The sequence below is a fragment of the Sphingopyxis sp. P1IMeth2 genome, assembly GCF_900185685.1.
Lineage (GTDB): Bacteria > Pseudomonadota > Alphaproteobacteria > Sphingomonadales > Sphingomonadaceae > Sphingopyxis > Sphingopyxis terrae_A.
In genome coordinates this window covers 38,826-58,784 of the sequence record NZ_FYAT01000016.1, presented here as the reverse complement: position 1 = coordinate 58,784, position 19,959 = coordinate 38,826, and the positions used below count along the sequence as shown (strand labels likewise).

The 19,959-nt window shown below is 66.3% G+C and carries 17 protein-coding genes; 4 read left to right on the top strand and 13 right to left on the bottom strand.

Annotated elements, in window-relative coordinates:
• The 3 genes from P1IM2_RS16140 to P1IM2_RS16130 are packed head-to-tail and all read right to left on the bottom strand — an operon-like array spanning position 1 to position 3,972.
• Positions 1–1,344 carry a transaminase gene (locus P1IM2_RS16140; RefSeq protein WP_186403083.1) on the bottom strand — a complete coding sequence of 448 codons (1,344 nt, stop codon included), beginning with the start codon at positions 1,342–1,344 and terminating at the stop codon, positions 1–3.
• Entirely contained in the window at positions 1,341–2,612 is a 1,272-nt protein-coding gene (locus P1IM2_RS16135; RefSeq protein ID WP_186403082.1) for an NAD(P)/FAD-dependent oxidoreductase, read from the bottom strand. Before P1IM2_RS16135 ends, P1IM2_RS16140 begins: the two co-directional genes overlap by 4 nt.
• A gap of 13 nt (positions 2,613–2,625) precedes the next feature.
• Entirely contained in the window at positions 2,626–3,972 is a 1,347-nt protein-coding gene (locus P1IM2_RS16130; RefSeq protein ID WP_062902220.1) for a glutamine synthetase family protein, read from the bottom strand.
• Between the two features lie 215 nt (positions 3,973–4,187).
• On the opposite strand from P1IM2_RS16130, the gene P1IM2_RS16125 reads away from it, so the two are divergent.
• Positions 4,188–5,507: an aspartate aminotransferase family protein gene (locus P1IM2_RS16125; RefSeq protein WP_186403081.1), complete on the top strand. Its 1,320-nt coding sequence runs from the start codon at positions 4,188–4,190 to the stop codon at positions 5,505–5,507.
• A gap of 93 nt (positions 5,508–5,600) precedes the next feature.
• Here the strand turns inward: P1IM2_RS16125 and P1IM2_RS16120 are convergent, their stop codons facing one another.
• Positions 5,601–6,887, bottom strand: a complete 1,287-nt coding sequence (locus tag P1IM2_RS16120; RefSeq protein WP_062902222.1) for a citrate synthase — start codon at positions 6,885–6,887, stop codon at positions 5,601–5,603.
• A gap of 37 nt (positions 6,888–6,924) precedes the next feature.
• Positions 6,925–8,391 carry a glutamate--tRNA ligase gene (gltX, locus tag P1IM2_RS16115; protein ID WP_186403080.1) on the bottom strand — a complete coding sequence of 489 codons (1,467 nt, stop codon included), beginning with the start codon at positions 8,389–8,391 and terminating at the stop codon, positions 6,925–6,927.
• A gap of 70 nt (positions 8,392–8,461) precedes the next feature.
• Here gltX and P1IM2_RS16110 point away from each other — a divergent pair, with 70 nt between their 5' ends.
• Entirely contained in the window at positions 8,462–10,621 is a 2,160-nt protein-coding gene (locus P1IM2_RS16110; RefSeq protein WP_186403079.1) for a ComEC/Rec2 family competence protein, read from the top strand.
• On the opposite strand, the gene lexA is transcribed toward P1IM2_RS16110, so the two are convergent.
• From lexA to P1IM2_RS16090, 4 genes are all read right to left on the bottom strand, one after another.
• Positions 10,575–11,258, bottom strand: a complete 684-nt coding sequence (gene lexA, locus P1IM2_RS16105) for a transcriptional repressor LexA (RefSeq protein ID WP_058813269.1) — start codon at positions 11,256–11,258, stop codon at positions 10,575–10,577. The two genes, P1IM2_RS16110 and lexA, sit on opposite strands and share 47 nt — an antisense overlap.
• Before the next feature lie 65 nt (positions 11,259–11,323).
• Positions 11,324–12,514: a molybdopterin molybdotransferase MoeA gene (locus P1IM2_RS16100; protein ID WP_186403078.1), complete on the bottom strand. Its 1,191-nt coding sequence runs from the start codon at positions 12,512–12,514 to the stop codon at positions 11,324–11,326.
• A complete protein-coding gene (gene moaC, locus P1IM2_RS16095; RefSeq protein WP_186403077.1) occupies positions 12,511–12,984 on the bottom strand; it encodes a cyclic pyranopterin monophosphate synthase MoaC in 474 nt (157 codons plus the stop codon). The genes P1IM2_RS16100 and moaC overlap by 4 nt, the downstream gene beginning before the upstream one ends.
• Positions 12,985–12,999: 15 nt before the next feature.
• Entirely contained in the window at positions 13,000–14,229 is a 1,230-nt protein-coding gene (locus P1IM2_RS16090) for a cell wall metabolism sensor histidine kinase WalK (RefSeq protein WP_186403076.1), read from the bottom strand.
• Positions 14,230–14,389: 160 nt separating this feature from the next.
• Between P1IM2_RS16090 and P1IM2_RS16085 the strand changes: the two genes are divergently transcribed.
• A complete protein-coding gene (locus tag P1IM2_RS16085) occupies positions 14,390–14,803 on the top strand; it encodes a hypothetical protein (RefSeq protein ID WP_186403075.1) in 414 nt (137 codons plus the stop codon).
• 57 nt (positions 14,804–14,860) lie between these two features.
• Entirely contained in the window at positions 14,861–15,862 is a 1,002-nt protein-coding gene (locus P1IM2_RS16080) for a fumarylacetoacetate hydrolase family protein (protein WP_186403074.1), read from the top strand.
• Between the two features lie 70 nt (positions 15,863–15,932).
• Here P1IM2_RS16080 and P1IM2_RS16075 read toward each other — a convergent pair whose 3' ends face one another.
• The 4 genes from P1IM2_RS16075 to P1IM2_RS16060 form a co-directional block, all read right to left on the bottom strand.
• Positions 15,933–16,979: a type II secretion system F family protein gene (locus P1IM2_RS16075; RefSeq protein WP_186403073.1), complete on the bottom strand. Its 1,047-nt coding sequence runs from the start codon at positions 16,977–16,979 to the stop codon at positions 15,933–15,935.
• 13 nt (positions 16,980–16,992) lie between these two features.
• Positions 16,993–17,964: a type II secretion system F family protein gene (locus tag P1IM2_RS16070; RefSeq protein ID WP_062902231.1), complete on the bottom strand. Its 972-nt coding sequence runs from the start codon at positions 17,962–17,964 to the stop codon at positions 16,993–16,995.
• A 69-nt stretch (positions 17,965–18,033) separates the two neighbouring features.
• Complete coding sequence (locus tag P1IM2_RS16065) at positions 18,034–19,302, bottom strand: pilus assembly protein CpaE (protein WP_186403072.1); 1,269 nt, start codon at positions 19,300–19,302, stop codon at positions 18,034–18,036.
• A complete protein-coding gene (locus P1IM2_RS16060) occupies positions 19,299–19,946 on the bottom strand; it encodes a CpaD family pilus assembly protein (RefSeq protein WP_040590037.1) in 648 nt (215 codons plus the stop codon). Before P1IM2_RS16060 ends, P1IM2_RS16065 begins: the two co-directional genes overlap by 4 nt.
• Between the last annotated feature and the right edge of the window lie 13 nt (positions 19,947–19,959).

Here is a 19,959-nt window from a genome sequence, read left to right as displayed (position 1 = left end):
CTACTCCTTCAGCGCCTTGATGCAGTCGGCGAAGCCGCCGACCAGCCGGTCGATCTGGTCGCCGCCGGTCACCGGGCTCACCAACATCATATTATGAAATGGCGCCAGCAAAATTCCCCGGTTGGCGAGGAAAATATGGATCGCGGCCTCCAGCGCGGGGTGCATCGCCGCCTTCGCCTCGCCGCCGCTGCGGGGCGGGGCGGGACAGGTCAGAAACTCGACGCGGGCGCCGACCTGCGTGACGTGCCAGTCGAGCGACGCAGCGGCGATTTCGCGCTCCAGCCCCGTGACCAGCCGCGCCGCGCCGCGCAGCATGGCCTCATAGGCGGTGGGGGTGATGACCTCGCCGAGCATGACGTCCATCGCGGTGATCGCAAGCGCGTTGGCGGAGAGCGTCGTGCCGATGCCGCTATGCCCCGGCGGGCGCGCCCGGTTGAGCGCCGCCATGCGATCCGCGACCGCGGCGCTGAAACCATAGACGGCGCACGGCACGCCGCCGCCGATCGACTTTCCGACGACCATCAGATCCGCGATCGGGCCGTGCGTGCGCGCATGGCCGCCATAGCCCGAAGAGATGCTGTGCGTTTCGTCGAAAACCAGCAGCGTGCCCGTCTCGTCGCACAGGCTGCGCAGCGTTTCGAGGAAGCCCGGCGCGTCCTGCACCATGCCGACGTTGGTCATGACGGGTTCGGCGAGGACGCAGGCGATATCGCCGCCGCGCAGCGCGGCGGCAAGCGCGCCCGCGTCGTTGAATTCGATCACCGTCGTCGTGCCGCGAAGATCGTGGACCTGGCCGATCAGGCTGGCGCGCATCACCGGCGCGCCGTCTTTCAGATCGACGAACGCATCATCGACGGCGCCGTGATAGGCGCCGTTGAAGGTAAGGATTTTCGGGCGCCCGCTGATCCCGCGGCACCAGCGGATGACGGCGCGATTGGCTTCGCTCGCCGTGGTCGTCACCTGCCATTGCGGAAAGCCGAACATGGCCGAAAGCTTGGCGGACAGCGCGGCGCCGCGGGCGGTGGGCAGCATATAGCTCAGCCCCTCGGTCGCCTGCCGTGCGAGCGCGGCGGCGAGCGCGCGCGGCGAATGGCCGAACAGGCTGGCCGTGTCGCCAAGGCAGAAATCGTCATAGGTCCGCCCGTCGATGCTGGTCAGCGTCGCGTCCTTGGCCGAGGCGGCGACGATCGGGGCCGGGCTGGGCCAATCCTTCATCCAGTGGAAGGGCACCGACTGGAACCAGCCGGTCGCCGCGGCCTGATGCGCGAAAGCGCGCGGGTTGTCCGCGCGGAAGCGTTCGGCCTCGCGCGCGGCGACGCGGGCGATGGCGGCGTCGGCGATCATCCCAGCCTGTCTTTCAGTGCGTAATAGAGAAGGCCCAGCGTCGCGAGCGGGCGGCGCAGCCATTTGCCGCCGGGGAAGGGGTGCGAGGGCAGACTCGCGAGCACGTCGAAGCGTTCGGCGGTCCCCGCCAGCGCCTCGGCGATCAACTCGCCGGCGGTCGTCGTGATCAGCGCGCCATGCCCCGAAAATCCGTGCGCGAAAAAGACATTCCCGCGCCGTCCGATATGCGGCAGCCGGTTCATCGTCACCGCGACCGCACCGCCCCAGCCATAGTCGATTTCGGCATTGGCGATCTGCGGAAACACCTCGGCCATGAACGGACGCACGAACGCGGCGATGTCGCGCGGCGGCGTCTGCGAATAACGCTCGCCGCCGCCGAAGATCAGGCGCTTGTCGGCCGAGAGGCGGAAATAGTTGAGCACGAAACGGCTGTCGGCGACCGCGGCGTCGCTGGGCAGCAGTGCATCGGCGTTCGCGAGCGGCGCCGTCGCGATATTATAGTTCATGATCGGTACCGTGTAGCGCCCGAGGTCGGGCTCGACCTCACCGATCCAGCTATCGGTGGCGTCGATGACGTAACGAGCTTCGATGATGTCCCGTGTTGTGAACAGCCCGCTCGATCCGTCGCTTAAGTTTACAATTTGTTCGACGCGTTCATTCTCCAGGATGCGCACCCCCATAGCCTCCGCCGCTTTCGCTAGGCCGATGGCATAATTAAGGGGGTGGAAATGGCCGCCCTGCGGATCATGGATTCCACCATGATATAAGGGGCTCGAGATATGCGCGCCCATCGCGGATTTTGCGACGACTTCGGTTGTATAACTGAAGCGCGTGTCGAGAAAGGCGGCTTCGCGTCGCATGGCGTCGAAGTCTTTCGGCGTCCACGCTGCCTCCAGATGGCCTGCTTTTAGGTCGCAATCGATGCCATGGTTTTCGATCCGCGCTTTGACGCGATTGTTGCGCCAGCACAGGTCGAACAGTGCATCGGCGCGCTCGCGGCCGAACTCTTCCTCCAACTCGGATGTAGTCCAGCGCAATCCCGGTATCAGCTGCCCGCCGTTGCGCCCCGATGCCCCGAAGCCGACATGCTCGCGCTCGATTAGGATCACCGAAAAGCCGCGCTCCGCGCAGGCCAAAGCGGCCGAAAGGCCTGTGAAGCCGCCGCCGATCACAGCGACGTCGCACTCCAGATCGTCCGCCGTTGAACGAAGCGGCCGCCACGGATTCGCCGTCGCGGCATAATAGCTGTGGTTCAGCGGGTCGGTCATGGCGTTGCGCGCGTCAAACCCGCATCAGCAGATGTTCGCGCTCCCAGCTCGACACCACCGACTGATAGTTGAACAGCTCATAATCCTTCACGGCGTAGAAGATTTCGAAAAAATCGTCGCCGAGCAGGTTGCGGACCTTCTTGCACGAGCTGAACCGGTCGAGCGCGGCTTCCAGCGTGCGCGGCAGGGTGCGGGCGCGGTTATAGGCGCTGCCGGTGATCGGCTTGGGCGGAACCATGCGGTCGATCATGCCGATATAGCCGCAGACGAGCGAGGCTGCGATCGCCAGATAGGGATTGCTGTCGGCGCCGGGCAGGCGGTTTTCGACGCGGCGGTTATTCTTGTCCGACACGGGGATGCGAAAACCGCATGACCGGTTGTCGACGCCCCACTGGACGTTGATCGGCGCCGCGCTGTCGGGACGCATCCGGCGAAAGCTGTTCACATTGGGCGCCCACATGGGCGAGATTTGCGGCATGAAGCGGATCAGCCCCGCGACATAGGATCGAAAGGCCGCGCTGTCGCGGCCGTTGGCGGTCGCGAACAGGTTGCGCCCCGTTTCGGCATCGACGACCGATTGGTGAATGTGCATCGCGCTTCCCGGCTGACCGGCCATCGGGTTCGCCATGAAGGTCGCATAGACGCTGTGCTGTTTCGCGACGTTGCGGACGACGCGTTTGAAGAGAAACACCTCGTCGGCGAGCCGCAGCGGATCGCCGTGCATGAAATTCACCTCGAGCTGTGCGGCGCCCATTTCGTGGATCATCGTGTCGATATCGAGTCCCATCAGCTCGCAATCGTCATAGATATGATCGATGATATCCTCATATTCGTTCATGGCTTCAAGGCCATAGGGCTGGCTCGCGGTTTCCGCCCGGCCCGACTGGCCGGTCGGCGGCGTCAACGGAAAGTCGGGGTCGGTGTTCTGCGAGACGAGATAGAATTCGACCTCGGGTGCGATGATCGGTTTCCATCCCTTGTCCTGGTAAAGGCCAAGCACCTTTTTCAGGATCGTTCGCGGCGCGATGTCGACCTCGGTCCCGTCGCCGTTGTAGGCATCGGCAATGACGAAGGCCGTCGGCGAGGTGAAGCCCGGCGCGACGCAGATGGTATCGGGATCGGCAAGCAGGATCTTGTCGGGATCCTTGTCCCAGATATCGTCGATATCCTCGGGATAATGGCCGTCGATCGTGCAGATGAAGACGCTGCCGGGGATACGCAGCGACTTGTCCTTGACCGAAGCGAGGAATTTCTTGGCGGGCAGAACCTTGCCGCGCTGGACCCCGTTGATGTCGGGAACGATACATTCGACTTCGTCGATATTATGGTCGCTGATCCATTGTTCCAGATTGACTGACATGCGCCCCCGATTGGGCCGAGGAGCCGGCCCGTTTGTGGAAGGTGCAGCGTATAGCGAAGTCCGCCGGAGCGCCAGAGGGGCCGTTATCGGTCATTTCGGGCATTGCCAGTCGCACGGTAGCTCGCCAGATTGCGCCCAGATTACGCATCGTCATTGCGAACGGATTGCCGCGTCGCCTTCGGCTCCTCGCGATGACGATTCTTGGGAAGAGGAACATGACGATGCAGGGTGACAACGACCAGCTGGCAAGCTTCTGGATGCCCTTCACCGCGAACCGTTCCTACAAGGCCCATCCGCGCCAGCTCGTCGCGGCGAGCGGGATGTATTATCAGTCGGGCGACGGGCGCCGGATCCTCGACGGCACCTCGGGCCTGTGGTGCAGCAATGCCGGCCACTGCCGCCCCGAAATTGCCGAAGCCATCGCCGAGGCGGCGACAACGCTCGATTTCGCGCCGACGTTCCAGTTGGGGCACCCGCTGCCCTTCGAGCTGGCGCAGCGTCTCGCGGCGCTGATGCCCGAAGGGCTCGACCGGATATTCTTTACCAACAGCGGTTCTGAATCGGTCGATACCGCGCTCAAGATCGCGCTCGCGGTGCAGCGCGCGAAGGGGCAGGGGACGCGCACCCGGCTGATCGGGCGCGAGCGCGGCTATCATGGCGTCGGTTTCGGCGGAATCAGCGTCGGCGGGATCGTCAGCAATCGCCGCACCTGGCCGGGGCTGCCCGGAACCGATCATCTGCGGCACACGCACGATCTGGCGCGCAATGCCTTCACGCGCGGTTTCCCGGCGCACGGCGCCGAACTCGCCGACGACCTTCAGCGGCTCGTCGACCTGCATGGCGCCGAAACGATCGCGGCGGTGATCGTCGAGCCGATGGCGGGATCCACCGGCGTGCTGATTCCCCCGGCCGGTTATCTCCAGCGGCTGCGCGAGATTTGCGACCGGCACGGCATCATCCTGATCTTCGACGAGGTGATTACCGCCTTCGGCCGCGTCGGCGCGGCGACCGCTGCCGAGGCGTGGGGGGTGACGCCCGATATCATCACCATGGCGAAAGGGCTGACCAACGCGGCGGTGCCGATGGGCGCGGTCGCGGTGAAGCGCGATCTCCACGACGCGGTGATCGAAAGCGTGCAGAGCGGGATCGAACTGTTCCACGGCTATACCTATTCGGGCCATCCGCTTGCGAGCGCGGCGGGGCTCGCGACGCTCGATCTTTATGCGCGCGAGGGGCTGTTCGAACGGGCGAACGAACTCGCCGGCTATTGGGAGGATGCGGCGCACAACCTGAAGGGGCGGCGCCACATCATCGATATCCGCACGATCGGGCTTGTCGCCGGCATTGAGCTCGAGCCGCGACCCGGCGCTCCGACGGCGCGGGCGATGGAGCTATTCCACGCCGCCTTCGACAATGGGCTTCTGGTCCGCGCGACGGGCGACATCATCGCGCTGTCGCCGCCGCTGATCGTCGAAAAGGCGGAGATCGACGCGATGTTCGGCAAGCTTGCCGAGCTTCTGGAGCGCATCGATTGACGGCCTCTCTCTGGTGGGCGCACAAAAAAGGGGCCGCATATGCGGCCCCTTTCTGCAACCGGTTCTGAACCGGGACAGGCTCCCGGTCCGTCCTCAGCGCTTGTCGACGGGGACGTAGGCGCGCTGCGTCGGGCCGGTGTAGAGCTGGCGCGGGCGGCCGATCTTCTGCGCGGGGTCCGAGATCATCTCGTTCCACTGCGCGACCCAGCCGACGGTACGGGCGAGCGCGAAGAGCGCGGTGAACATCGTGGTCGGGAAGCCGATCGCCGACAGGATGACGCCCGAATAGAAGTCGACATTGGGAAAGAGCTTCTTTTCGACGAAATAATCGTCGTTGAGCGCCATTTCCTCAAGCTGCAGCGCGACGTCGAAGACCGGGTCGTTGACCTTGAGCGCGGTGAACACCTCGCGCACGGTTTTCTGCATCACCGTCGCACGCGGGTCGTAATTCTTGTACACGCGGTGGCCGAAGCCCATCAGGCGGAACGGATCATCCTTGTCCTTCGCACGCGCGATATATTCGGGGATGCGTTCGGGACGGCCGATTTCGCGCAGCATGTTGAGCGCGGCTTCGTTGGCCCCGCCATGCGCCGGACCCCACAGGCAGGCGATGCCCGCCGCGATGCACGCGAAGGGATTGGCGCCCGACGAACCCGCAAGGCGAACGGTCGAGGTCGACGCATTCTGCTCATGGTCGGCATGCAGGATGAAGATGCGGTCGAGCGCGCGGACGACCGCCGGATCAACCTCATATTCCTCGGCCGGAACGCCGAAGGTCATGCGCAGGAAATTATGCGTGTAGCTGAGGTCGTTCTGCGGATAGATGAAGGGCTGACCCACCGAATATTTATACGCCATCGCCGCGATCGTCGGCATCTTGGCGATCAGGCGGTGGCTCGCGATCATGCGCTGGTGCGGATCGTGGATTTCGGTCGAATCATGATAGAAAGCGGACAGTGCGCCAACCACGCCGCACATGATCGCCATCGGGTGCGCGTCGCGCCGGAAGCCGCGATAGAAGGTCGCAAGCTGTTCGTGCAGCATCGTGTGGCGCGTGATCGTGGTATCGAACTTCGCCAGTTCGTCGCCGCTCGGCAATTCGCCATTCAGGAGCAGATAGGCGACCTCCATGAAGGTCGAATGCTCGGCAAGATCGCCGATCGCATAACCGCGGTGGAGCAGGACGCCTTCGTCGCCGTCGATATAGGTCAGCTTCGACTCGCAGCTCGCGGTCGAGGTGAAGCCCGGATCATAGGTGAAGGCGCCGGTCTGGCCGTAGAATTTGCGAATGTCGACGACGTCGGGGCCGACGGTGCCCTTCAGCACCGGACTCTCGACAATCTTGTCGCCCAGGGTGATTTTCGCGGTCTGGTCGGTCATATTTTTTCCCCTGATCTGCGGGCGGGAGAGTGAGTGGCTACGCCCCTGCCGGATAATTGTGCGCTGCGTCAAGTCGCGCCAGGCTCTCGTCGCGCCCCAATAGCAGCAAGACGTCGAAAATGCCCGGAGAAACGGTGCGGCCGGTCAGCGCGGCGCGCAGCGGTTGAGCCAGCTTGCCAAGGCCGACTCCGGCCGACTCGCTCGTCTCGCGCACCGCCGCCTCGATGGCATCGTGCGACCAGTCGCCGAGCGCGCGGAGGCGGTCGCTCACATTCGCCAGCAAGCCTTCCGGGGCTTCGGCGATCAGCGCGGCCGCTTTCTCTTCGACCGCCAGCGGACGCACCGCAAACAGGAAGACGGCGCCCTCGGCAATCTCGTCCAATGTCTTCGCGCGCGGCTTGAGCACGTCCATCGCGCGCGCCAGCAAGGCGCGGTCGTCGCTGTCGAGCGCGCGGCCGACCAGCGCCTCGATGCGCGGCGCCACCAGGCCGGCAAGCCGGGCATCGTCGGCCTCGCGGATATAATGACCGTTCAGATTCTCGAGCTTCTTGAAATCGAAGCGCGACGGCGAGCGGCCGACATTGGCAAGATCGAACCATTCGACCGCCTGCTCGCGGCTGATGATTTCGGCATCGCCATGCCCCCAGCCGAGGCGGAGCAGATAATTGTTCACCGCCTCGGGCAGATAGCCAAGCTCGTCGCGATAGGCATCGACGCCGAGCGCGCCATGCCGCTTCGACAGCTTTGCGCCATCGGCGCCATGGATCAGCGGGACGTGCGCATAAACCGGTTCGCGCCATGCCATCGCGCGGATCAGCGCGAGTTGGCGGAAGGCGTTGTTCAGGTGATCGTCGCCGCGGATGACATGGGTGATCCCCATGTCGTTATCGTCGACGACGACGCTGAGCATATAGGTCGGGGTGCCGTCGCTGCGCAGCAGGATGAAATCGTCGAGCTCGGCATTCTGGACCGTCACCTCGCCCTGCACGCGGTCGTGGATCGTCACCGCGCCGTCCTGCGGCGCGCGCAGGCGGATGACATGCGGCGCGGCGGGATCGCCGTCGTCCCGGTCGCGCCACGGGCTGCGGACGCGGAAGGGGATGCGCTTTTCCTGCGCTTCGGCGCGCATCGCGGCGAGTTCATCCTGCGTCAGATAGCAGCGATAGGCCGCGCCTTTGGCGAGCAGCTCGTGTGCAACCTCGGCATGGCGTGCCGCGCGCGCGAACTGATAGACGGTCTCGCCGTCCCAATCGAGGTCGAGCCATTGCATCCCGTCGAGAATCGCGTCGATCGCGGCGTCGGTCGAGCGTGCGCGGTCGGTATCCTCGATCCGCAGCAGGAACTTGCCGCCGTGATGGCGCGCAAAAAGCCAGTTGAACAGCGCGGTCCGCGCGCCGCCGATGTGCAGATATCCGGTGGGGGAGGGGGCGAAGCGGGTGACGACGGCGGTGCCCGTCGCTTCGGGGGTCGCTTCTGCCAATTCGGTTTTGTTTTCGGTTGCCACTCTGGCCTCTTTCACTCAGGCTGCCGGCCGCGGAACAGGGACCGCGGCGGATTTCGGGGCTGCCCCTAGCATGGCGACAAGCACGCTTCAAACGCCCATTGCCGCGCGGACGCTTTCATGGTTCGGCGCGTTTCCGGCGGCGCTCGAGAGGCGCCTGGAGATCGAGCGCGAGCGGCTGCCGCTCTGGCTTCCCGTGGCCTTCGGCGCGGGGATCGCGCTGTGGTTCGCTTTGCCGACCGCGGCGCAATGGATCGGACTTCTTTGCGCCATGGCGGGGGGCATGGCCTTCGGCCTGGCAATCGGCTGGCAGACCCGCGTTGGCCGCGCGCTGACCATCGGTTGCGGGGTTGCGGCGGCAGGGCTGCTGCTGATCTGGGGCCGCGCGCTGTGGGTCGAGGCGCCGGTGCTTGCGCGGCCGGTAACGACCGAATTTTCGGCGCGGGTCGAAGCCGCCGAGCCCTTGCCCGCGCGCGAGCAATTGCGGCTTGTCGTGCGGCCGCTCGCGCGTCCCGATCTGCCACCGCGCCTGCGGCTGACGCTGCGCGGCGACCAGCGGCGCCTAATTGTGCCGGGGACGATGATCGGCGTGCGCGCGCGGCTGATGCCGCCGCCAACCGCGAGCCTGCCCGGCGGCTACGACTTTGCGCAGCGCGCGTGGTTCGACCGCATCGGCGCGGTCGGAACAGTGCTTGGCGATGTCATACTGCCGCCGGGCGCCGAGCATGCGCGCCAGCCGCTGCGCGCGCGGCTGAGCGAGCATATCCATCGCCAGGTTGCGGGGTCGCCGGGCGGCGTCGCGTCGGCGCTGGTGACGGGCGATCGCGGCGCGATCACGCCCGAGGACGAGGAGGCGATGCGGCGCAGCGGGCTGGCGCATCTCCTGTCGATCAGCGGACTGCACGTCACCGCCGTGGTCGGCTTCGCGATGCTGCTCGCCATGCGGTTGCTGGCGCTCAGCCCGCGGCTCGCGCTCGCGGGCTATGTGTTGCCGCTTGCTGCCGCCGCCGGGGCGCTCGCTGGGGGCGGCTATACGTGGTTGGCTGGCGCCGAGGTGCCGACGCTGCGGTCGTTGATCGCGGCGTTGCTGGTGCTGGCGGCGATCCTGCTGGGGCGCGAGGCGATTACCTTGCGGCTCGTCGCCGCCGGCGCGCTGCTCGTGCTACTGTGGCGGCCCGAGGCGCTGGTCGGGCCGAGTTTCCAGCTCAGCTTCGCGGCGGTAACCGCGATCGTCGCGCTCCACGAAAGCAGGGCGATGCAGCGCTTCGTCGCGCGGCGCGAGGAGCCATTTGCCTTCCGCTTCGGGCGTGGCGTCGCCGGCTTGCTGATCACCGGCATCGTCGTCGAGGTCGCCTTGTCGCCGATTGCGCTGTTCCATTTTCACAAGGCCGGGCTTTATGGCGCGCTCGCCAATGTCGTCGCGATCCCGCTCACCACCTTCGTCATCATGCCGGCGGAGGCTTTGGCGCTGCTGTTCGACGCGGTGGGGGTGGGGGCGCCCTTCTGGTGGGTCGCCGATCATGCGCTGCGCTTGCTCATCGGGCTCGCGCATCATGTCGCCGCGGCGCCTGGCGCCGTCACCACCTTGCCTGTGTTCCCGCCATGGGCCTTCGGGGTCGCAATGGCGGGCGGGCTTTGGATATTGCTGTGGCGCAGTGGGTGGCGCTGGGCGGGCGCCGTGCCGCTGGTGGCGGGGATGGCGGTGCTGCTCGCTCAGCCGCGCCCCGACCTGCTCGTGACCGGCGACGGTCGGCATATCGCAGCCGCCGTGCCGGGCGGCGGCTATGCCATGCTGCGCGATCGTGCCGGCGATTTCGTACGCGACGCGATGGCCGAAGCGGCGGGGATCGACACGCCGCTCGTCGCGCTTGGCGATCTCGACCATGTCGATTGCAATCGCGATTTCTGCCGTTGGACACAGGGCAGGGGCGATGCGCCGCGCGTCATCCTTGCCGCGCATGGGCGCGACCGGATCGCCGGTGAGGAGATGGCGGCCGCCTGCGCAGCCGCCGATGTGGTCATCAGCGAACGCTGGCTACCGCGCGAATGCGTCGCGCGCTGGCTGACGATCGACCGCGATACGCTGGAAGAAAGCGGCGGCCTTGCGCTCTATCTGGGTACAAAGCCGCGGCTCGTTTCGGCGCTGCGCGCGGGCGATGCGCATCCTTGGCGCCGCCCGCACCAGCTTAGTGGTAACGACGAAGCAGTCCCGACAGCCGACCTTGCACCATGACGCGATCGGCTTCGTAACGCTGCGGTTCATAGGCGCTGTTGGCGGGATCGAGGCGCACCATCCGGCCTTCGCGATGGAAATATTTGAGCGTTGCGTCCTGTCCGTCGACGAGCGCGACGACGATATCGCCCTCGCGCGCGGTGCTCGCCTTCTGGATCAGCGCGTAGTCGCCGTCGAAAATCCCCGCCTCGACCATCGAGTCGCCCGACACCTCGAGCGCATAATGTTCGCCCGCGCCGAGCAACGCGGCGGGAACGGCGAGCCGGTTATAATCTTCGAACGCCTCGATCGGGACGCCGGCGGCAATCTTGCCGTGCAGCGGCACTTCGATAATGTCGTTCGCGGCGATGGGCTTCAGCGCCGGTGCGGGCTTGCGCAGCGGCACCACATTGTCGCTGTCGCTCCGCGTTTTGGGCTTGGCCGCATCGGGCAGCTTCAACACTTCGAGCGCACGCGCACGATTGGGCAGGCGGCGCAGGAAGCCGCGTTCCTCGAGCGCGCTGATCAGCCGGTGGATGCCCGATTTCGACTTGAGGCCCAGCGCCTCCTTCATTTCCTCGAACGACGGCGAGATGCCGCTGGCGTCGAGCCGTTCCTGGATGAAGTGGAGCAGTTCATGCTGCTTCGCGGTCAACATCGGTCGTTCTCCATGATGGCGTTTCCGGACATAAGGGGAACGATAGTGGAACAGACCGGAACTTGTCAAGCGATCGCGATATAGCTTGCAAGCTCCCCCGCCGCGCGGGGTGCCGCGCCGATATCGCGGACGATCAGCGCGTTGGCGGAGATCAGCGGTTGCGTCTGGCCGCTGTCCTGTCCGTCGCAGGGGGTGAGCAGCCCCTTGTCGAGGCGCGCGCGCAAATAATCGCGCCTTGCCCCGCCGGGGCCGAGTGGAACCGCGAGGGGGGCCTGGCTGACCTCCGGCAACGGCGCGGCCGCCCCGGCAAGGTAGCGGACGAGCGGTAGCAGAAAGAGCGTCGCGGTTACGAACGCCGACGACGGATTACCCGGCAGGCCGAGCAGGATCGCGTCGCCGATCCGGCCGGCGATCAGCGGCTTGCCGGGGCGCATCGCGATCTTCCAGAAATCGAGCTGCCCGCCCGCATCGTCGAGCGCGCCGCGGACATGGTCGTGATCGCCCACCGACGCGCCGCCAACGGTAACGATGACATCGTGCCGCCGCGCCATATCGCCCAATATATTGGCGAGAACGCCGCGATCGTCGCGCGCGCGCAGCGGCAGCGTGACGTCGGCGGGTTCGGCGGCGAGCATCGCGGCGAGCATCGTGCCGTTGCTGTCGGGTATCTGACCGGGCGCGAGCGCACGCCCGGGCGCGACCAGTTCGTCGCCTGTCGTCAGGATCGCGACGCGCGGGCGTCCCCCGACGATCAGGTCGCCCGCACCGCCCATGATGGCGGCGGCGAGCGCGCCGGGAGAGAGGCGACATCCCGCCGTGAGCAAATGCGCTCCCGCTGCAAAATCGCTTGCCCGGGCGCGGACATGGCGTCCACGCGACGCGGGGCCATCGCCGGTGAGCGTCAGGCGCGCGCCATCGGCGATGACATCCTCTTGCACCACCACGGTATCGGCATTGGCCGGCAGCATCGCGCCGGTGAAGATGCGGATCGCTTCGCCCGGGCCGAGCGCGTGGGCGGGCGCGGTGCCGGCGGCGACTTCGCCGGCGATCGTCCACGGGCCGGGCATATCGGCAAAGTGGATCGCATAGCCGTCCATCGCCGACAGCGCCGCCGCGGGCTGGTCGCGCCCGGCGACGACGTCCTGCGCAAGATAGCGTCCGGCGCATTGCGCCACGCCGATATTGTCGGCGCCGAGCGGCGGCTTCAGCGCCAGCAGCCGCGCCTGGGCCTCTTCGACCGCGAGCAGCGCGCTCATGCGGCGCGCCAGTCGCCCGACCGGCCGCCGCTCTTTTCGAGCAGGCGGATATCGCCGAGCACCATCGCGCGGTCGAGCGCCTTCGCCATGTCGTAGAGCGTCAGCAATGCGACGGACGCGGCGGTTAGCGCCTCCATCTCGACCCCCGTCGGCCCGGTCGTCGCGGCGGTCGCGCGGACCGAAATGCCGTCGGCTTCCCAGTCGAATTCGACCGCGACGCTGGTCAACGCCAGCGGGTGGCAGAGCGGGATCAGCTCGGCGGTGCGCTTGGCCGCCATGATCCCGGCGATGCGCGCGGTCGACAGCACGTCGCCCTTGGGCGCGTCGCCGGCGCGGATCGCGGCGAGCGCTTCGGGCGCCATCGCGATGCGACCGCTGGCGACGGCGCGCCGACCGGTCGCGGCCTTCGCGCCGACATCGACCATATGCGCCGCGCCGCTTTCGTCGAGATGTGTTGGTCGGTTCGTCATCGATGCGGTCCTTTGTCAGTGCGCTTCGGACAGCGGAAAGGACACGGACACGCGTGTGCCCTTACCGACTTCGCTTTGAATATCGAGCTGGCCGTTATGCCGTTCGCTGATGTGCTTGACGATCGCCAGCCCCAGCCCGGTGCCGCCGACCGAGCGGCTGCGTGCTTCGTCTACGCGGTAGAAGCGTTCGGTGAGGCGCGGGAGGTGATCGGGCGCGATGCCTTCGCCTTCGTCCTGGACCGCCAAACGGACGCGGCGGCCCTCGCGCGTCAGTTCGACCGTCACCGGGGTGCCGGGGCGGCCGTATTTCATCGCGTTGGAGACGATATTGTGGACGAGTTGGCCGAGCTGCGCCGCGTCGCCCAGCACCGGCTGCGCAGCGTCGCCGAGGCGATCGACAATGTCCTGCGGCCGCGCCTCTGCACTGTCCTTCATCTGCGCAAGCGTATGGCGGACGATGGCGGCGAAATCGACCGGGGTGGTCGGGCGGCGGAAGCGATCGGCTTCGACCCGCGAGATCGACAGCAGGTCGATGACGAGCTGCTGCATCCGCCGCGCCTCGCGCTCGATGATCGCGAGGAAACGGTTGCGCGTCGGGGCATCGGCCTCGTCGTTCATGTCCTGCAATGTCTCGACATAGCCGAGGATCGCGGCAAGCGGCGTGCGCAGTTCGTGACTGGCGTTGGCGACGAAATCGGACCGCATGCGGTCGGCGGCATCGATCGCCGAGCGGTCGGATAGAAAGATGATGCGGCCGCCGTGCGACAGCGTCGCGATCCGCATCGTCCAGCGCTGGCCGGGCCGCGGATAGTCGGCGAGATCGACGGTCATCGCGCCCGTGTCGACGTCGCCAGCCGACAGCCATTCGGCCGCCACCGGATGGCGGATCGCGGTGCGGATGTCGGCGCCGACGATGTGGCGTCCGAGCAGGCGGACCGCTGCATCGTTGGCGATGGCGACGACATTGTCGATTACCCCCAGCACCGGTTCGCGCTCCTGATCGGCCCAGCGGGTGAAATCGGGATGGCGCAGCAGCAGCGGCGGTTCGACGGGGACCGGAGAGGCGGCGACAGGCGGCGCCGCGGCGGGCGGCGGCTGTGCGCCATAAACAAGGACCGCGCCGAGCGCCCCTGCGAGTGCCAGGATCGCGATCGAGGCGAGGTCGCCGCCGACAAGCGCCGCGAAAATCGCCGCGACGGCGACAAGCGTCAGCGCCGCAACCAGGCTGGACAGGCGGTCGAACATCGACGCTGCGCCTCGCACGAAGCGGCGCGGCGCGCAAGGCGCTTCGCGGGGCGGTGCATCGGGTTACCATCGCGGCGCAGCCTGTCCCAAAGCGGGAAGGGCGCGGGAGGCGGCCGGTCTTTTGCTTTTCCTAAAGGCTTCACTGGTTTAATGCGCGGCCATGGAAAACAGCGACATCCCGAACGAAGCGCCCGCGACCGGCGACGAAGCCGTTCCCTCGCGGCGCAAGATGCTCGCGCTCGGCGCGGTCGGCGTGTCGGCGGCGCTGACCATCCGCCCCGCCTTTGCACAGACCGCGGTATCGGTGATGAACTGCCAGATTCCGGTGCCCGACGCGTCGGCCGCCGGCCGCTACATCGACGCGGCGGGCAAGCTTGTCCCGCCGGGGACGCAGGGGGCGTTTCCGGGCGCACCGCGGCCGTTCACCGGCGAGGAAGTCAAGCGCGCCTTTCGCGGCCAGACGCTGCCAGGCACCAGCTACAACCAGTCGCAGGCCTATCTGCAATATATCCGGCGCTTGCAGGCGGGGCAGAGCGGCTTTACCTGTTTCGCATCCATCCAGATGCCGCGCTGATCGTCGCTTCCCCCTTTGCGATGATGGTTCGCCGGCATCGCAGACAAAGGGACAGATGTGAAACTAGCTTCGCTGAAAGCCGGGCGCGACGGCCGGCTCGTCGTCGTTTCGGACGACCTCGCCTGGTATGCCTATGCGACCCATATCGCGCCGACGCTGCAGGCGGCGCTTGACGACTGGGCGGAAACGGCGCCGCGGCTGAAGGCGCTTGCCGAAGACATCAATCACGAGGCGATCCCGCGCGAGCGCTTTCACGAGCGCGACGCCGCTTCGCCGCTGCCGCGCGCCTATCAATGGGCCGATGGCAGCGCCTATGTGAACCATGTCGCGCTGGTGCGGCAGGCGCGCGGCGCCGAAATGCCCGAAAGTTTCTGGCACGATCCGCTGATGTATCAGGGCGGCAGCGATGCCTTTCTGGCGCCGCGCGATCCGATCCCGCTCGGCGATCCGGCGTGGGGCTGCGACATGGAGGCCGAGGTGGTGGTCGTCACCGGCGACGTGCCGATGGGCGTCGATGCCGAAACGGCGCGGAGCCACATTCTGCTCGTCGGCCTGACCAACGACGTGTCGCTGCGCGGGCTGATCCCCGGCGAACTGGCCAAAGGCTTCGGCTTTTTCCAGTCGAAGCCGTCGAGTGCGATGTCGCCGGTGTTCGTTACACCCGACGCGCTCGGCGACCGGTGGCAGGACGGCAAGCTGCACGGCACGCTGTGCGTCGACCTCAACGGCCAGCCGCTCGGCCGCGCCGATGCCGGCGTCGACATGACCTTCGACTTCGGCCAGCTGATCGCCCATGCCGCGAAAACGCGCGACCTGCGCGCGGGGACGATCATCGGATCGGGGACGGTGTCGAACCGCGACGCCGATGGCGGACCCGGCAAACCGATCGGCGAGGGCGGGCTCGGCTACAGCTGCCTTGCCGAAGTGCGGACGGTCGAGACGATCCGCGACGGCGAGGCGAAAACGCCCTTCATGCAGGCGGGCGATACGGTGCGGATCTGGATGGATGACGAGCGCCACCACAGCATCTTCGGCGCGATCGAACAGACGGTCGCCTGACGCGCCGGCAGCAAAAAAGGGGCGGGAATGATCCCGCCCCTTTTTTGTTGGGTTTGCGATGCGGCGTTCGTCAGGGCTTGCCGCCGCCGAGGCTGCCGCCCGACATTGCATCGCTGAGCGAGCAGGCCGCCGGGCCCAGGATAACGATGAACAGCACCGGCAGGATGAACAGGATCAGCGGTACCGTCATGATCGCGGGCAGGCGCGCGGCCTTTTCTTCGGCGCGCATCATGCGTTCGTTGCGGAATTCCGCCGACAGGACACGCAGCGCGCTGGCAAGCGGCGTCCCGTATTTCTCGGTCTGGATCATGGTGGTGACCACGCCCTTCACCGATTCGAGGTTCACGCGATACGCCAGATTTTCGAACGCTTGCCGCCGTTCGGTCAGGAAGCCGAGTTCGATCGAGGTCAGCGCGAATTCCTCGCCCAGTTCGGGATAGGCACGGCCGAGTTCCTTCGACACGCGGGAAAAGGCCGAGTCGACGGTCAGATCCGCTTCGGCGCAGATGACCAGCAGGTCGAGCGCGTCGGGAAGGCCCTTGCGGATCGCGTCGGTGCGCTTTTGCCGCTTGTTCTGGATGAACAGGTCGGGCGCCTTGTAACCGAGGATGAGCATGGCCATCGTCGCGCCCGAACGCTTGAACGGCGTCAGGTCGGGCCACAAGTCGACCCAATAGATCAGCAGTGCCGCGATACCGCCGAAGACGATCGGCAGGACGAGGCGGCCGAAAATGACCGCGACGGCCAGATCCTTCGACCGGATGCCGGCCTGCGCCAGCTTTTGCTGCACTTCCTTGATCTGGCTGTCCTGCAGCACCTGCAGCTTGCCGAGGAAGGTGCGCATCTTGTCGGCGGTATGGTTCTTGCGGACGAGGCGCGCGCGGCGCTTGGCGGTCGAGGCGGTGATCCCCGCCTTCAGCTGTTCGCGGCGATCGTTGAGCGCCTTCACGCGCTTCGCCATCGGGTCGCGAACGGTCAACGCGCCGTAAATGGCCACCATGACCGCGAAGATGCCGACCGCAACGAGCATGGTCGAGGCCCAGACGACGTCGACGCCCAATAGCGTCGGGCCCTGCTGCGCTCCGGAGAAGGCGGTGAGGAGGAGGGTGCTGTTCATGCTGCGTCCTTCCTCAGATTTCGAACGAGATCATGCGCGACATGATGAAGGCGCCGATGCTCATCCACACCAAACCGCCCAGGCCAGCGACGATCAGCCGCTGTTCGAAGAAGAAGCCCTGCAGATAGCCGGGGTTCATCGACCAGACGACGCCGAAGACGAAGAACGGCAGGGCGCCGACGATATAGGCCGAAGCCTTGGCTTCCGAAGACATCGCCTTGATCTTCAGCTTCATCTGCGCGCGCTTGCGCAGCACGTCCGACAGATTGGCCAGCGTTTCGGCAAGATTGCCGCCCGTTTCGCGCTGGATCGCAATGGTGATGCAGAAGAACTGGAATTCGGGCGTGCCCAGCATTTCTGCCGATTCCTGCAACGCCTGTTCCATCGTGTTGCCGATGCGGATGCGTTCGACGATCCCGCGAAACTCCTCGCCGACGGGGCCGGGCAGTTCCTGGCTCACCACCTGAAAGGTTTCGGTCACGGGAAGCCCCGATTTCAGGCCGCGAACGAGCAGGTCGATCGCGTCGGGAAAACGCGCATTGAATTTGAGGACGCGCTTTTTGATGATCCGCCCGACCACCATATGCGGAAGTCCGACACCGGCGAGCAGCCCGAACATCAGCGCCAGCATGAAAGGCGCACGCACGGACAGCATTCCGCCCGCAACGACGACGAACAACGCCATCGACGCAAACATATATTTGCTGAGCGTCCAGCCCTTGCCGGTCCGGCGAAGGCGCAGTTCCATCAATTCGCGCCGCGGCATCAGGCTGCTGATGCTGGCGTTGCCGCTATTGCCAGCGGCAGCGATCGTCTTGCGCATCTGCGCTGCGACGACCGCCTCGGTCGAGGCCGCGTGGCGATCCTTCACCGACGACAGGCGGCGGCTCTTGGCCTTGCCGGCAGAAGGTCCGGCAAAAGCCAGCGCCAGCATGCCGACCGCCAGCAACGCGGCGCCGAATGTTAGGATGATTGGCAGGTTCATGATCGCCCTTTGCCCCGTTCCCGCTGTGGTCGCGGCGGCGGCCGGCCTGCGCCGGCCCCCGTCACGTGCTTATTTCGCGCCTTTTTTGACGAGCGTACCCAGACCGCCCAGCTTGCCGAGCAGCGAGCCGCCCGATTTTGCTTTCGCCGGTGCCACCTCTTCGGCTTCGGCATCGGCGCCGTCGAGGACGACGCGCGTCAGATTGGCCCAGACCTGGCCGGCCTTGGTTCCCTTGCACACCTCGGCATAGGATTTGCCGAGCTTGGCCGCTTGCGCGACAAGCTTGGGGTCGAAGGGGACCACGATATCGATCGCGCGCTCGATCGACGATTCGAACTCCTTGCGCGACAATTCGCCGATCGTGGTCTGGAACTTATTCGCGACGAGCACGACGCGCGCGCCCGGCACATTTTGCTTGAACCACGACAGAAGACGGATCGTATCGCGCGCCGAAGCCAGCGTGACGTCGGTGACGAGCAGGATCGTCCCGCATTCCGACACGAGGTGCGGGAAGGGGATGAGAACCTGACGCGGAATATCGACGATCGTCATCTCGAACGCGTTCCGCAGCTCTTCCTCGAGCTGATAGAAGGCCGAACCGTCGGTCATCACCGGCTGGTGGATCGGCGCTTCGGCCGACAGCAGGCTGAGCTTGTCCGAGGCGCGCACCATGGCGCGTTCGATGAACAGCCCGTCGATACGGCTGGGATTGTCGATCGCGTCGATCAGCCCGCGGCCGGGTTCGAGATCGAGCGTCAGCGCACCGGTGCCGAAATGCACGTCGAGGTCGAGCAGCGCGGTCTGACGGTCGGCCTGTTCGCTGATTGCCCAGGCGAGCGAGGTCGACACCATCGAGGCGCCGACGCCGCCGCGCACGCCGACGACCGCCATCATGTGGTGCGGCTTGTCGTCATGCATGTCGGCATGCTTGGGGGCCGAAAGGATCGCCTGCGCATTGGTCAGCGCGTCGCGGACCTGATCGAGCGACAGCGGTTTCAGGAGGTAATCCTGAATGCCGCTCGACAAGAGATCGCGATAGAGGCGAACGTCGTTGACCTGGCCCGCCGCGATGACGACGGTGCCGGGTTCGCAGACCTCTGCCAGCGCGTTGATGTCGTTGATCGGATCGCCCGACTCGGACATGTCGACGAACAGGATGTTCGGGCTCGCCGAGACCGACAGCGACTGCACCGCGTTGCGCAGGCCGCCCTTGTTGCACTTCTCGATGGGCCAGCCCATGTCGGCGGCGGCGACGCGGATCAGCTCCAGCGTATCGTCGTCGCACACAAAGGCGTTGAACGGGTCACGCAGCCCGGCTGCTTTGAAAGGCGCGTTCACTGGCTTCCTCCGCTGTTGCTGGTCGCCTGTCCGCGCAGGTCGCCTGCGCCCGTCGGCGGTTTGTCGCGATAGGTCTTGATCGCTCGGGTGGCGGTCGTCGGATCATTGTCGCGCTCGCTGGTGCCCTTGATCAGATCGTTGGGATCGGCGACCATCGCGGCCAGATTGCTGTTCGTCGCGCAGCCATAGTTGGCCGAGGTCGCGTTGTTGACGTTGATCGCCGAACGGCTCGACCAGTTGGGGCAGCTCGGCACCGAGGCCGAAGCGCGCGTCACGATCACGCGAACATAGCCCGGCGCGACCGCGCCCGTCGTCACCGGCACATCGCCGCTGAGCAGCAGGCCGCGGCGTTCGACCATCTCGCGGATCGTTTCCTTCGCGCCGCTGCTGCCATAGGCCGACGGGTCCTCGATCGCGATACGGTCGCCGTAACGGACGTTCATGGCATCGAGCCAGCCCTGCAGACGGCCTTGCTCGCTGGGGGCGAGGTCACCGCCAGCCGCCGCGACGTCGAACTGGTAGATGTCGTTGCGCACGACCGGCTGATGTACCGATTCAAGGCTGCGATTGCTGTTCGCGGCGCCTGCGCAGCCGGCGAGAGTGGTTGCCAGCGCCAGGACGGTCCAAGTTGCGATTTTCTTCATCACGTTGCTCCTG

Bases quoted from the DNA above. Each gene is read 5' to 3' on its own strand.
- P1IM2_RS16140 (WP_186403083.1), bottom strand. From the start codon at position 1,344: ATGATCGCCGACGCCGCCATCGCCCGCGTCGCCGCGCGCGAGGCCGAA.
- P1IM2_RS16135 (WP_186403082.1), bottom strand. From the start codon at position 2,612: ATGACCGACCCGCTGAACCACAGCTATTATGCCGCGACGGCGAATCCG.
- P1IM2_RS16130 (WP_062902220.1), bottom strand. From the start codon at position 3,972: ATGTCAGTCAATCTGGAACAATGGATCAGCGACCATAATATCGACGAA.
- P1IM2_RS16125 (WP_186403081.1), top strand. From the start codon at position 4,188: ATGACGATGCAGGGTGACAACGACCAGCTGGCAAGCTTCTGGATGCCC.
- P1IM2_RS16120 (WP_062902222.1), bottom strand. From the start codon at position 6,887: ATGACCGACCAGACCGCGAAAATCACCCTGGGCGACAAGATTGTCGAG.
- P1IM2_RS16110 (WP_186403079.1), top strand. From the start codon at position 8,462: ATGGCGACAAGCACGCTTCAAACGCCCATTGCCGCGCGGACGCTTTCA.
- lexA (WP_058813269.1), bottom strand. From the start codon at position 11,258: ATGTTGACCGCGAAGCAGCATGAACTGCTCCACTTCATCCAGGAACGG.
- P1IM2_RS16100 (WP_186403078.1), bottom strand. From the start codon at position 12,514: ATGAGCGCGCTGCTCGCGGTCGAAGAGGCCCAGGCGCGGCTGCTGGCG.
- moaC (WP_186403077.1), bottom strand. From the start codon at position 12,984: ATGACGAACCGACCAACACATCTCGACGAAAGCGGCGCGGCGCATATG.
- P1IM2_RS16090 (WP_186403076.1), bottom strand. From the start codon at position 14,229: ATGTTCGACCGCCTGTCCAGCCTGGTTGCGGCGCTGACGCTTGTCGCC.
- P1IM2_RS16085 (WP_186403075.1), top strand. From the start codon at position 14,390: ATGGAAAACAGCGACATCCCGAACGAAGCGCCCGCGACCGGCGACGAA.
- P1IM2_RS16075 (WP_186403073.1), bottom strand. From the start codon at position 16,979: ATGAACAGCACCCTCCTCCTCACCGCCTTCTCCGGAGCGCAGCAGGGC.
- P1IM2_RS16070 (WP_062902231.1), bottom strand. From the start codon at position 17,964: ATGAACCTGCCAATCATCCTAACATTCGGCGCCGCGTTGCTGGCGGTC.
- P1IM2_RS16060 (WP_040590037.1), bottom strand. From the start codon at position 19,946: ATGAAGAAAATCGCAACTTGGACCGTCCTGGCGCTGGCAACCACTCTC.